At 68.6% G+C, this 13,856-nt stretch carries 5 protein-coding genes and 1 tRNA gene; 1 reads left to right on the top strand and 5 read right to left on the bottom strand.

Annotated features, from left to right (window positions below):
• Positions 1-2: 2 nt before the first annotated feature.
• The 4 genes from ACIBBB_RS27345 to ACIBBB_RS27330 all read right to left on the bottom strand — a co-directional run bounded on the left by ACIBBB_RS27345 (position 3) and on the right by ACIBBB_RS27330 (position 10,638).
• A complete protein-coding gene (locus ACIBBB_RS27345) occupies positions 3-857 on the bottom strand; it encodes a helix-turn-helix domain-containing protein (RefSeq protein ID WP_398986476.1) in 855 nt (284 codons plus the stop codon).
• A 209-nt stretch (positions 858-1,066) separates the two neighbouring features.
• The gene (locus ACIBBB_RS27340) at positions 1,067-3,946 is read right to left on the bottom strand and encodes a DNA translocase FtsK (protein ID WP_398986474.1); all 2,880 of its coding nucleotides are present in this window, start codon (positions 3,944-3,946) and stop codon (positions 1,067-1,069) included.
• Between the two features lie 184 nt (positions 3,947-4,130).
• Positions 4,131-4,796: a response regulator gene (locus ACIBBB_RS27335; protein WP_354607352.1), complete on the bottom strand. Its 666-nt coding sequence runs from the start codon at positions 4,794-4,796 to the stop codon at positions 4,131-4,133.
• A 280-nt stretch (positions 4,797-5,076) separates the two neighbouring features.
• The gene (locus ACIBBB_RS27330; protein ID WP_398986471.1) at positions 5,077-10,638 is read right to left on the bottom strand and encodes a HAMP domain-containing protein; all 5,562 of its coding nucleotides are present in this window, start codon (positions 10,636-10,638) and stop codon (positions 5,077-5,079) included.
• A 280-nt stretch (positions 10,639-10,918) separates the two neighbouring features.
• Between ACIBBB_RS27330 and ACIBBB_RS27325 the strand changes: the two genes are divergently transcribed.
• Positions 10,919-13,570 (top strand): SpoIIE family protein phosphatase, encoded by a 2,652-nt coding sequence (locus ACIBBB_RS27325; protein ID WP_398986469.1) that lies wholly within the window; start codon positions 10,919-10,921, stop codon positions 13,568-13,570.
• Positions 13,571-13,614: 44 nt separating this feature from the next.
• On the opposite strand, the gene ACIBBB_RS27320 is transcribed toward ACIBBB_RS27325, so the two are convergent.
• Positions 13,615-13,690, bottom strand: a tRNA-Thr gene (locus ACIBBB_RS27320).
• Between the last annotated feature and the right edge of the window lie 166 nt (positions 13,691-13,856).

The following is a 13,856-nucleotide window of genomic DNA, read 5'->3' as shown; positions in this document are numbered from 1 at the left end:
TATCAGCCCGCCTCGGGGTCGCCCTTCGTGTACGAAGGCCGCTCGACCTGGCCCGGCTTGAAGTCCTCGTCGACCTGCTTGCCGTTGACGAAGATGTCGATCACTCCGGCGTTGCCGAGGATGAAGTCGATCTGCTCGTCGTCCTGGAAGGTCTTGGACTCCCCCTTGAGGAGCAGTCCGTCGAAGATCAGTTCACCGTTGGGGGACTTGGCGGAGATCCAGCTCTTGTCCTCGACCGCGGAGAGCTTGACCGTCACTTTGTCGGCCGGGGCCGCGGCGATGGCGCTGTCCGAGGGGTCGGGCTTCGGGTCGGCCGGCTTGGTGGTGCTCGGCTCGGAGGTCGTCTTCTCCGGCGCCGGGCCCTCGGCGACCTGCTTGCCCGGACCGTCCTCGTCACCACCGTTGAACATGGTGAAGCCGACGAAGCCGATCACCGCGACGATCGCGGCGACCATGGCCGCCGTCCAGTTGGGACGGCGACGCTCCGGGCGGATCCGTTCGGCCTCGAACAGCGGGGCCGCGGGCGTCGGCGACGGGCGCCCGCCGTGCTCGGAGTCGTACTGCGTGACAAGCGGTTCGGGGTCGATGCCGACGACGCGCGCGATCATACGGATATGGCCGCGGGCGTAGACGTCGCCGCCGGAGCGCGAGAAATCGTCCTCCTCGATCGCTTGCACGATGGGAACACGCACCCGAGTGGACGCACTGACGTCTTCGAGCGTAAGACCTGCGGCGGAGCGTGCTTGCTGGAGGACGTGGCCGACCGAAGGCTTGTCCTCTTCGGGCGCGGGCCGTTCGTCCTCAGCGGGTTCGACGGCGGAAGGCTGGTCGTCTTCGGGGGAGTTGCCGATGGACACGGGAGTGCCTTTCGAGCGTGTAGCCACCTGCTGGACGTTCAGTCTATGGGTGGTACGAAAGGGTGGGGCAACCGGGCGGATGGACTTTGTACGCCATCAGAATGGCCGGACGGCGTGTCGGCGGGACACGGCGTGTCTCCCCTTCCACGTTGACGCCCGACCGAGGGAAAAAGTTGCTCCGGGTATCCGTCGGATCGCCTCAAGCTCCGTCAATTTCCGTCAGCTCCTTCGGGAGCGGGCACACCGCGGATCACAGCGAGCACTCCGTCCAGCTCGTCTGCCTTCACCAGCACATCACGCGCCTTGGAACCCTCGCTCGGACCGACGATGTTCCGTGATTCCATCAGGTCCATAAGCCTGCCCGCTTTGGCGAAACCCACGCGCAACTTCCGTTGAAGCATGGATGTCGAGCCGAATTGCGTGGAGACCACCAACTCGGCCGCCTGGCACAGGAGATCGAGATCGTCGCCGATGTCCTCGTCGATCTCTTTCTTCTTGGCCGTACCGACGACGACGTCCTCCCGGAAGACCGGCGCCATCTGATCCTTGCAGTGCTGGACGACGGCCGCGACCTCCTCCTCCGTGACGAAGGCGCCCTGCATACGGGTCGGCTTGCTGGCTCCCATCGGCAGGAAGAGTCCGTCGCCCTTGCCGATCAGCTTCTCGGCGCCGGGCTGGTCGAGGATGACCCGGCTGTCGGCGAGCGAGGAGGTCGCGAAGGCGAGCCGGGAGGGCACGTTCGCCTTGATGAGACCGGTGACGACGTCGACCGACGGGCGCTGGGTGGCGAGCACCAGATGGATACCGGCGGCGCGGGCCAACTGGGTGATGCGGACGATCGCGTCCTCGACGTCGCGCGGCGCGACCATCATCAGGTCGGCCAGCTCGTCGACGATCACGAGCAGGTACGGATAGGGCGTCAGCTCGCGCTCGCTGCCCTCGGGGGCCTTGACCTTGCCCTTGCGTACGGCCTGGTTGAAGTCGTCGATGTGGCGGTAGCCGTACGCCGCGAGGTCGTCGTAGCGCAGGTCCATCTCCCGCACGACCCACTGGAGCGCCTCGGCGGCCCGCTTGGGGTTGGTGATGATGGGCGTGATCAGGTGCGGGATGCCCTCGTACGCCGTGAGCTCGACCCGCTTGGGGTCGACGAGGACCATCCGGACGTCCTCCGGGGTCGCCCTGACCATCACCGACGTGATCAGACAGTTGATGCAGGAGGACTTGCCGGATCCGGTGGCGCCGGCGACCAGCAGGTGCGGCATCTTGGCGAGGTTGGCCATTTCGTAGCCGCCCTCGACGTTCTTGCCGAGTGCGACCAGCATCGGGTGGTCGTCCTCGGCGGCGTCGGCCAGCCGCAGGACGTCCCCGAGGACGACCATCTCCCGGTCGGAGTTCGGGATCTCGATGCCGACGGCGGACTTGCCGGGGATGGGGCTGATGATCCGGACGTCGGGGCTGGCCACGGCGTAGGCGATGTTCTTGGTGAGCGCGGTGATGCGCTCGACCTTCACGGCGGGGCCGAGCTGGACCTCGTAGCGGGTGACGGTCGGCCCCCGGGTGAACCCGGTGACGGTCGCGTCGACCTTGAACTCCATGAAGACGTTGGTCAGCGAGTCGACGACCGCGTCGTTGGCGGCGCTGCGGGTCTTGCCGGGGCCGCCCCGCTCCAGCAGGTCCAGCGACGGCAGGGAGTAGGTAATGTCGCCGGAGAGCTGAAGCTGCTCGGCGCGCGGGGGCAGCGGGCGGTCCTGCGCGGGCGGCGGCTTGGTCAGGTCGGCCACGGCCCCGGACGGGGACTGCGCGGCAGCGGTGCCACGCGGCTCGGGCTCGCGCGCCGGTGGTAGGGAACGCTCCCCCGACCCGGTCCCGGACCGGCCGCCGGACGCCCCTCGCGTACGCTCCCCCGGCCGTGCCCTCGCCGCGTCCCGCGTACGGTCCGCCGAGACGCCCTGGGTGAGGTCGGCGACGATCGGCGAGGGCGGCATCCCGTTGAGTACGGCTCCGTCCAGCGCGGCGGCAGCGGCGGCGGCCACGTCGACGGCGTCCATGGGCCGGTCGGCCGCGGGCTGTACCGACCGCCGGCGCGGGCGCCGCCGGTGGGCCAGTGCCTCGACCTCGGCCTGGTCGGGGTCGTAGTCGGCGGGCGCCTCACCGCGCCGCGGGGACGAGCGGCGCCCCCGCGCGGGCAGTGCCTCACGCCACTGGTCGTCGTACCGCTCGTCGTCGCTGTCGTACTCCTGCTCCCCGTCCTCGTCATCGCGTTCCGCCGGGGCCGGGTCGAGGATGCCGAGCCGGACACCGAGCTGCCGCAGCCGCTGCGGGATGGCGTTGACGGGCGTCGCCGTGACGACGAGCAGCCCGAAGACGGTGAGCAGGACCAGCAGCGGTACGGCGAGGACCTCACCCATGGTGAAGATCAGCGGCTTGGACGCGGCCCAGCCGATGAGCCCGCCGGCGTCCTGCATGGCCTCGGTGCCCGCGTCCCTGCCCGGGGAGCCGCACGCGATGTGTACGAGCCCGAGGACACCGATCACCAGCGCCGAGAGGCCGATGACGATGCGTCCGTTGGCCTCGGGGCGCTGCGGATAGAGGATCAGCCGGACGGCGATGACGGCCAGCAGTATCGGGACGAGCAGGTCGAGCCGGCCGAAGGCGCCGGTGATGAGCATCTCGACGAGATCGCCGACGGGGCCCCGCAGATTCGACCACGTACCGGCGGCGACGATCAGGCCGAGGGCGAGCAGCAGGAGAGCGACGCCGTCCTTGCGATGCGCCGGGTCGAGCCCCTTCGCGCCCCGTCCTATGCCGCGGAACATCGCGCCGACCGCGTGTGCGAGTCCCAGCCAGACGAGGCGTACGAGGCGGTAGACGCCGTTCGTCGGCGACGGTGCGGGCTTGGGGGCCGGTTTGGCCGCGGACTTCTTCGCGGCGGCCTTCTTGGCCGGTGCCTTCTTCGTGGGTGCAGTCTTCTTCGCCGCGGCCTTGGCGGCGGGGGCCGCCTTCTTCGCGGCACCGCTCGCACGGCCGGCACGCGGTTTCGCGGTGCCCGCCGTGCCCTGGGAACCCTTGCCGGACGTACGTGAGGCCATGGGGGTGAGGTTACCGGTGTGAACGGCGGTGGACACGTGTGCCTACCGCTTCACCCGTTCGTGTCGCCCGCCGCGGGCGCGGAACTGACGCACCGTCAACGCCCTCTCCACCGGGCTTTCGGCGGGCCGCCGGGCGGACGGATACGGGCCGCCCACGGGCCTGTTGGAGCCCGGGGCGTGCCCGTCAGTTCGGTGAGGGAAGCGGGGAGCCGCCTCCACTGCCCGGTTCCAGAGCGTCCAGCGCCCTGCGGAGCCCGGTCAGTTTGCGCTCCAGATGTGCGGCCGTGGCGACCGCCACAGCGTCCGCGGACTCGTCGTCCAGCTGTTTGGAGAGCGCTTCGGCCTGCTCCTCGACCGCGGCGAGCCTCGCGGACAGCTCGGCCAGGAGACCGGTCGGCTCCTTCACCTCGCCCGCTCCCGCCAGTTGCAGTCTGAGCAGCTCGGCCTGCTCCTTCAACTGACAGTTCTTCATGTACAGCTCGACGAAGACCGAGACCTTCGCACGCAGCACCCAGGGGTCGAACGGCTTGGAGATGTAGTCCACAGCGCCGGCGGCGTATCCCCGGAAGGTGTGGTGCGGACCGTGGTTGATGGCCGTGAGGAAGATGATCGGGATGTCCCGTGTCCGCTCACGCCTCTTGATGTGCGCGGCGGTCTCGAAACCGTCCATCCCCGGCATCTGGACGTCCAGCAGAATGACCGCGAAGTCGTCCGTCAGCAGCGCCTTGAGCGCTTCCTCCCCTGACGATGCCCGCACCAGCGTCTGATCGAGCGCGGAGAGAATGGCCTCCAGCGCCAGCAGATTCTCCGGCCGGTCATCGACCAGGAGGATCTTGGCCTTCTGCACCATGGCCCGCCCTCCTCGCCCCGGCTGTGCACCGGGCGCCGCCCCAGGGGACGACTCCCTTACGCCGTCCGTCCTTGTGCCGGTCATGGTAGCCGCACCCCGCCTGTCGCCACACCCTGTCACCGCGATGTCACTGTGCACGTAGCAAAAACGTCACAGGAGCTCGGAAAGTTCCCCGATTCCCTGTGGCTCACACGTGTTCAACCACAGGAACTCACCTTCTTCTTCAGGTTCGCACAGCCGCGCGGCACTTCTGAAGCCGCTGCCCGATGTCGCTTTCATGTCACTTCTGATGCATCCACTGCTCCATCACCGACAGAAGATGATCGGGATCGACCGGCTTTGTCACATAGTCAGATGCGCCGGAGTCGATCGCCTTCTCCCGGTCGCCCTTCATCGCCTTCGCGGTGAGCGCGATGATCGGCAGTCCGGCGAACTGCGGCATCCTGCGGATCGCCGTCGTCGTCGCGTATCCGTCCATCTCCGGCATCATGATGTCCATCAGAACCAGCGTCACATCGTCGTGCTGCTCCAGCACCTCGATGCCCTCACGGCCGTTCTCGGCGTACAGCACCGACAGACCGTGCTGTTCGAGGACGCTGGTCAGCGCGAAGACGTTGCGGATGTCGTCGTCCACGATCAGCACCTTCTCGCCCCCGAACGAGAACGTACGCCGCTCCTCCGGAGCCTCGGGCGCCTCCCCCGTCCAGGACTCCTCGGCCCCCGAACCACCCGGCGACCGCGAGCCGTTGGCCGCGCCCGCGGAGCCGTTCCCGTTCGCCGGCGTCCCCGCGGACGGGCCCGCCGGGCCACCGGTGCGCCCGGACAGCGGGTTCATCTGCTCGGGGCCGCCCAAGGCCTTGCGACGGCGCCGGAAGAGCGCCGCGGGCCCCGTACGGGCCTCCGACGAGGCCACGGACCGGTCCCGCCGCGCCTGCTCCGACGACAGCCCCGCGGAGCCGCTGCCGGAGCGCTGCGGCTCGATGCCCGGAGTCAGCTGCGGATAGCCCTGCGGGGGCAGTTCGCTGGCGTGCAGCGGCAGGTACAGCGTGAACGTCGAGCCGCGGCCCGGCTCGCTGGCCGCGTGGATCTCACCGCCGAGCAGCCGGGCGATCTCCCGGCTGATGGACAGGCCCAGACCCGTACCTCCGTACTTACGGCTCGTCGTACCGTCCGCCTGTTTGAACGCCTCGAAGATCACCCGCATCTTGCTCGCCGCGATCCCGATGCCGGTGTCGGTGACCGAGAAGGCGATCAGATCGCCGTCCGCGTCGCGCAGCGAACCGGCCTCCAGAAGCTGCTCCCTGATCGCGTTGGGCACATCCGCCCCGGCCGGCCGGATCACCAGCTCCACGGCGCCCGTGTCGGTGAACTTCACCGCGTTGGACAGCAGGTTGCGCAGCACCTGGAGCAGCCGTTGCTCGTCGGTGTGCAGCGTCGCCGGGAGCTCCGGGGAGACCCGTACGGAGAAGTCGAGCCCCTTCTCCGCCGTCAGCGGCCGGAACGTCGCCTCGACGTAGTCGACGAGCTGTACGAGGGCGATGCGCGTCGGGCTGACGTCCATCTTGCCCGCCTCGACCTTCGACAGGTCGAGGATGTCGTTGATGAGCTGGAGCAGATCGGAGCCCGCACCGTGGATCGTCTCGGCGAACTCCACCTGCTTCGGCGAGAGATTCATCTCCGCGTTGTCCGCGAGCAGCTTCGCCAGGATGAGCAGCGAGTTCAGCGGCGTACGCAACTCGTGCGACATGTTCGCCAGGAACTCGGACTTGTAGCGCATCGACACCGCGAGCTGCTCGGCGCGCTCCTCCAGTACCTGCCGTGCCTCTTCGATCTCGGTGTTCTTCACCTCGATGTCGCGGTTCTGACGGGCCAGCAGCTCCGCCTTCTCCTCCAGCTCCGCGTTGGAGGACTGAAGGGCCTTCTGCCGGTTCTCCAGCTCCGCCGAGCGCTCCCGCAGCTGTTCCGTCAACTCCTGCGACTGTTTGAGCAGCACCTCGGTCTTGGTGTTGACGCTGATCGTGTTGACGCTCGTCGCGATCATCTCGGCGATCTGATTGAGGAAGTCCCGCTGGATCTGGGTGAAGGGCTGGAACGACGCCAGCTCGATCACACCGAGGACCTTGCCCTCGAACAGCACCGGCAGCACGATCACGTACGCCGGTGACGCCTCGCCGAGCCCCGAAGAGATCTTCAGATAACCCGGCGGCACATTGACCTGGATCGTGCGCTTCTCCTCGGCGGCCGTACCGATGAGGGTCTCACCGGGCCGGAAGGAGGTCGGCATCGAGCCCGCCGAGTACCCGTAACTGCCCCGCATACACAGCTCGTACGAGCCGTCGCGCCCGCCGGCCGTCCCCAGTTCGGAGACGGTGCCGGTCGGCATCGCGAGGAAGAACGCGCCGTGCTGGGCCGAGACCACCGGCGTGAGCTCGCTCATGATCAGCGAGGCCACGTCGTCCAGATCGCGGCGGCCCTGCATCAGACCGGAGATTCGGGCCAGGTTGCCCTTGAGCCAGTCCTGCTCCTCGTTGGCGAGGGTGGTGTCGCGCAGGTTGGCGATCATGGTGTTGATGTTGTCCTGGAGGACCTGGATCTCGCCCGCGGCGTCGACGTCGATCTTGAGGTTCAGATCGCCGCGGGTCACCGCGGTGGCGACGGCGGCGATCGCCCGCACCTGACGGGTCAGGTTGCCGGCCATCTCGTTCACCGACTCGGTAAGGTCGCGCCAGGTGCCGTCGACGTCCCTGACCCGCGCCTGACCGCCCAGCTGCCCGTCCGTGCCCACCTCACGGGCCACTCGCGTGACCTGCTCGGCGAACGAGGAGAGCTGGTCGACCATCGTGTTGATGGTGTTCTTGAGTTCCTGGATCTCACCGCGGGCGTCGATGTCGATCTTCTTGGTGAGATCGCCCTTGGCGATCGCGGTGGTGACCGTGGCGATCTGGCGCACCTGACCGGTCAGGTTGGACGCCATCGAGTTCACCGACTCGGTGAGGTCCTTCCACGTACCGGAGACCCCCGGGACACGCGCCTGGCCGCCCAACTCGCCCTCGGTGCCCACCTCGCGGGCGACCCGAGTCACCTCGTCGGCGAACGAAGACAGCGTCGTCACCATGATGTTGACCGTGTCGGCCAGCTCGGCGACCTCACCGCGCGCCTCGACCGTGACCTTCTTCGTCAGGTCGCCGTTGGCGACGGCCGACGAGACCCGGGAGATGTTCCGCACCTGACTGGTGAGGTTGTTGGCCATCGTGTTGACGTTGTCGCTGAGGTCCTTCCAGATGCCGGTGACGCCACGCACCCGCGCCTGGCCGCCGAGGATGCCCTCGGTGCCCACCTCGCGGGCCACACGGGTCACCTCGTCGGCGAAGTTCGACAGCTGGTCCACCATCGTGTTGACGGTCGTGACGAGGTCGAGGATCTCGCCCTTGGCGTCGACGGTGATCTTCTTCGACAGATCGCCCTTGGCGACGGCGGTCGTGACCTCGGCGATGTTGCGCACCTGGGAGGTCAGATTGTTCGCCATGAAGTTGACGGACTGGGTGAGGTCCTTCCACGTACCGGAGACACCCTGCACCTCGGCCTGACCGCCGAGCATGCCCTCCGTACCGACCTCGCGGGCGACCCGGGTCACCTGCTCCGCGAAGTTCGACAGCTGGTCCACCATCGTGTTGAGGGTGTTCTTCAGCTCCAGGATCTCGCCGCGCGCGTCCACGTCGATCTTCTGCGACAGGTCACCGCGCGCCACAGCCGTGGCGACCTGGGCGATGTTACGGACCTGAGAGGTCAGGTTCCCCGCCATGCCGTTCACAGAGTCGGTCAGATCGCGCCAGACACCGGCGACGCCCGGCACCTGGGCCTGACCGCCGAGCCTGCCGTCCGTGCCCACCTCGCGGGCGACCCGCGTCACCTGCTCCGCGAAGGCCGAGAGCTGGTCGACCATCGTGTTGATGGTGTTCTTCAGTTCCAGGATCTCGCCGCGGGCGTCCACGTCGATCTTCTGCGACAGGTCACCGCGCGCCACAGCCGTGGTCACCTGGGCGATCTGCCGCACCTGGTCCGTCAGGTTGCCGGCCATGAAGTTGACGGAGTCGGTCAGTTCCTTCCATGTACCGGAGACGCCGTCGACCCGCGCCTGGCCGCCCAGCCTGCCCTCCGTACCCACGTCACGCGCCATCCGCGTCACCTGGTCGGCGAACGACGACAGCTGCGCCACCATCGTGTTCACGGTGTTCTTCAGTTCGAGCATCTCGCCCGCGACGTCGACGGTGACCTTCTGGGAAAGATCGCCGTTCGCGACCGCCGTCGTCACCTGCGCGATGTCCCGCACCTGACCGGTGAGGTTACGGAACGCGGTGTTGACCGAGTCCGTCAGGTCCTTCCACGTACCCGCGGCGCCCGGCACCTCGGCCTGACCGCCCAGTTGACCCTCGACGCCGACCTCGCGGGCGACACGCGTCACCTCGGAGCCGAACGAATTGAGCTGCCGCACCATCGTGTTGACGGTGTTCTTCAGTTCGAGCATCTCGCCGGCCACGTCGACGGTGACCTTCTGAGAGAGGTCACCGTTCGCGACGGCCGTCGTCACCTGCGCGATGTCCCGCACCTGGGTGGTCAGATTGCGGAAGACGGTGTTGACCGAGTCCGTCAGGTCCTTCCAGGTGCCCGCGGCGCCCGGCACCTGGGCCTGGCCGCCCAGCACACCCGAGCCGCCGACCTCGCTCGCCACACGCGTGACCTCGTCGGCGAACGTACGCAGCGTCTCGGTCATCTGGTTGATCGTCTCGGCGAGCTGCGCGACCTCGCCGCGCGCGCTCACCGTGACCTTCTGGGAAAGATCGCCGTTCGCGACGGCCGTGGTGACCTCCGCGATGCCACGCACCTGACTGGTCAGGTTGCCGGCCATCGTGTTCACCGAGTCGGTGAGGTCCTTCCACACACCGGCCACGCCCGGCACGGTCGCCTGGCCGCCGAGCTCACCCTCGGTGCCGACCTCGCGGGCCACCCTCGTCACCTCTGACGAGAAGGACGACAACTGGTCCACCATCGTGTTCACGGTGTTCTTCAGCTGAAGCATCTCGCCGGCGACATGCACAGTGACCTTGCGCGACAGATCGCCCTTGGCGACGGCCGTCGTAACGAGAGCAATGTCACGTACCTGAGCCGTGAGCCGGTACGCCATCGTGTTGACGGAATCCGTGAGATCCTTCCACGAACCCGACATTCCACGCACTTTGGCCTGGCCGCCGAGCTTGCCCTCGGTACCGACCTCCAGCGCCACACGCGTCACCTCGTCGGTGAACGCGGACAGCTGGTCGACCAGGTTGTTGACGGTCCTCGCGACCTTCAGGAACTCGCCGCGCAGCGGGCGCTCCGTCCCCGCCGAACCCTCGGTGAAGTGCGAACGCAGCTCCATCCGCTGCTCCAGGTCACCCTCGGCGACCGCCGACAGCACCCGTCCCACCTCGGACACGGGGCGCGCCAGGTCGTCCACCAGCGCGTTCGACGCGTCGATGGCGGCGGCCCAGGACCCCTCGCAGGCGCCCGTCTCCAGCCGCTCCGTGAGCTTTCCCTCGCGCCCGACCATGCGCCGTACGCGGGCCAGCTCGCCCGTGAGGTGCAGATTCCGGTCCGCCACCTCGTTGAACACGGCGGCGATCTCCGCCATCACATCGTCACCGGAGACGGTCAGGCGTTTACGGAAGTTACCGTCCCGCATCGCCACCAGGGCCGTCAGCAGTCTGCTCAGAGCCGCCGCATCGACCTCGGTGGCCCCGTTGTTCCGGGACCGTCCGCCCTTTGCGCGCGTGCTGTTGCCACGCGCCGCCACGCCAGACTCCACCGTGTCCCTCCCGCAGGGGTTGACCGTACTGCTCAGACGTTACTCAGACTGTCTCTGGAATCCTGCCCAGTGTTTCACCACGGCTGAACCTGGCGATAACAGTTCGGCAGCTTCGCATAGCGTCCCCACCCCCGGTAGGCGGAAACAGTGGTGACCGGCATCCGCCCGCGCAGCGAAGGTAAGTAACCTGGCATCCGGCTGTCCAACCGTCCCGGTCTGCCCGGCAGGGGCGGTGTGGCGAACGTACTACCACCGGGCACCTGGAGGGCGGGGCCGCATCATGGCAGAGCCGGGCGTCGAAACGCGTACGAGGAGTTCTGTGATCACCGCGCGGGCGGCTGCCAGCTTCGACCCTGTCGGGCGGTCCGTCGCGACCGCCCGCGCCTTTGTCCGTGACACGCTCCAGGGCTGGGGCTACTCCGACGTCGTCGACGACGCCGTGGTCCTCACCAGCGAACTCGTCACCAATGCCGTGATCCACGCGGGCACATCGGCGGACGTCCTCTGCCTCCGTACGGAGGGCGGCGTCCGCGTCGAGGTCTCCGACCGCTATCCCGAGCGTGAGATCCCCATGCAGGGCACGGGACTGTCGCTGGGCAGCCCCGACCGGGAGAACGGCCGCGGACTGCTCCTCTGCGCGGCCCTGGCTTCGCGCTGGGGCGTCGACTACACACCGACGCACAAGCAGGTCTGGTTCCAGCTCGACCTTCCCGACCGCCCCGTGGGCGCCCGGTCCGCCGGCCCCGTCATCCCGAACGCGCTCCTTCCCGTCACCGACGAACGCGTCAGGGTCGCCGTCGTACAGATCGACAGATCCGGCGCGGTCTCGACGTGGAACGAGGACGCGGAGCACCTCTTCGGCTACCCGGCCGACCAGGTCATCGGCAAGCCCCTCACCGACTTCGCCGCCTGGCCGCACACCCCGGGCATCGGCACCGGCATCGTCGAGGCGCTGCTGCTGTCGCGCTGGGAGGGGAGCTACGGGATCCGGGGCAGCGACGGCCGGGTCATCCCCGTGTACGCGTCCCACCTCCGCGTACGGGACACCAACGGCGAACCGTCCACCGTGTGCCTTCTCGTACGTGACGACGAACGCGCCGTGATCCAGACCCCGCAGCGCGCCCCCGTGACCGAGGCCGGCGCCGAGAGCCGAACCGTGGACCCCTTCGAGGTCTTCATCGGCTCACCGGCCCCCGAGGACCTCGACAGCCTGCTCCAGCGCACCGTGGAGCGCGCCCGCGACATGCTCGAAGGCGACTCCGCGTTCCTCCTGCTCGCCACCGATGACGAGACGGAGCTGGAGGTACGGGCCACCACTGGCCTCCCCTCGGCCCGGCAGCGCTTCGCCCGCGTCCCGGTGGAGGCCGGCACGGGGCGCTACGGCTCCGCCCGTATGCCGGCCGTCCACGAAGACCTGGCCATCGTCCCCGGCGCCGTCCCGCTGCTCAACGGCACCGGTATGCGCTCGGTCGTCACCGTCCCGCTCAAGGTCGAGGGCCGGCTGACCGGCTCGCTCGGCGTCGCCGCCGAGTCGGCGGGCCGGTATTCCAACGAGGAGGCGCTGCGCCTCCAGTTCGCCGCCGACCGCATCGCGCTGGCCGTCGAGTCGGCACGGCTCGGCGAGCTCGAACGCCTCCGGCGCGGCTCGCTCTCCTTCCTCGTCGAAGCCTCCGACCTGCTGGCCGGCACCCTCGACCGGGACCAGACGCTCGCGCTCATGGCACAGATGACGGTGCCGACGCTCGCCACCTGGTGCGCCGTCTACACCATCGCCGACCAGACGTCGGACCCGTACCTCTCCTACGTGCTGCACGAGGACGAGGAGCGCATCGACGGTCTGAAGGCCCTGCTCTCCAAGATCGATCCGCCCGACCCGGTCCCGACCCCGGGCGCCCGTGTCTGGACCGGCCCGGCGGACGCCGCGCACCAGGCGGCGCTCCGTACGTCCATGAGGGAGCTGGGAGGGGCCTCCACGCCCGTCTCCTCCGGAATCGGCACAACGCTTGCCACGGCCGCCGCCGTGGGCGGAGAGACCGTCGTACTGCCTCTGGTCGCCCGTAACCGCGTGATCGGGATGCTCACCCTCGGCAAGCCGTCGGACGACCACTTCCGCCAGGAGATCCTGGAGTTGGCCGAGGACCTGTCCCGCCGGGCGGCGCTCGCCCTCGACAACGCGCGCCTCTACTCGGAGCGCATGGCGATCAGTCAGTCCCTCCAGCGCAGCCTGCTGCCGCCGGAACTGCCTCAGGTGCCCAACGTCGAGGTCGAGGTCATCTACCGCGCGGCCGGCGAAGGCAACGAGGTGGGCGGCGACTTCTACGACCTCTTCCCGATCCGCGACGGCGCGTACGGCTTCGCCATCGGCGACGTCTGCGGCACGGGCCCGGAAGCCGCGGCCGTGACGGGACTCGCCCGGCACGCGCTCCGCCTCCTCGCCCGCGAGGGCTTCAGCGGCCCGGCGGTGCTGGAGCGCCTGAACGCGGCGATCCTCGACGAGGGCGCCCGCAGCCGCTTCCTGACGCTCCTGTACGGGGAGTTGTGGCCTCAGGAGGACGGCAGTGCCGTCCTCAAGGTCGTCTGCGCCGGACACCCACTGCCGCTGCGTCTACGCCAGGACGGCACGGTGGAGGCCGCGGCGGACCCGCAGCCGCTGCTCGGCGTGATGGACGACCTGGAGCTGTACGAGCAGATGGTCACCCTCGACCCGGGTGACGTCCTCCTCTGTGTCACCGACGGCGTCACCGAACGCCGGGAGGGAACACGGATGTTGGGCGACGACGGCCTCGTCGACGTTCTGACGGGCTGTACGGGCCTCACGGCCGGGGCTGTGGCGTCTCGGGTGCTTCGAGCCGTGGAAAGGTTCGCTGCGGAGCCGGCGTCGGACGACATGGCGATCCTGGCGATGCGCGTGCCCGAGCCGCAGAAGAACTGAACGAAAGAAGGGCCCCGCCATCAGGCGGGGCCCTTCTTTTGTGCTGGAGCCCCAATACGGAATCGAACCGTAGACCTTCTCCTTACCATGGAGACGCTCTACCGACTGAGCTATTGGGGCGCGGCAACGAGAGAGATCATACCCGAAGCGCCGGGCGCTGGAAACCGTCGACATAGGGGACTTGAACGCAAAAATGCCCCGCACCATAAACGGTGCGGGGCACTCCCACAAAAATTGTTCGGCGGCGTCCTACTCTCCCACAGGGTCCCCCCTGCAGTACCATCGG

Source organism: Streptomyces sp. NPDC051217 (genome assembly GCF_044455465.1).
Classification (GTDB): Bacteria; Actinomycetota; Actinomycetes; order Streptomycetales; family Streptomycetaceae; genus Streptomyces.
The sequence above is the reverse complement of the archived record's forward strand: the minus strand, read 5'-3'. Positions and strand labels throughout refer to the sequence as shown.

Coding starts and splice junctions, on each gene's coding strand:
- ACIBBB_RS27325 (WP_398986469.1), top strand. CDS start 10,919: ATGGCAGAGCCGGGCGTCGAAACGCGTACGAGGAGTTCTGTGATCACC.
- ACIBBB_RS27335 (WP_354607352.1), bottom strand. CDS start 4,796: ATGGTGCAGAAGGCCAAGATCCTCCTGGTCGATGACCGGCCGGAGAAT.
- ACIBBB_RS27340 (WP_398986474.1), bottom strand. CDS start 3,946: ATGGCCTCACGTACGTCCGGCAAGGGTTCCCAGGGCACGGCGGGCACC.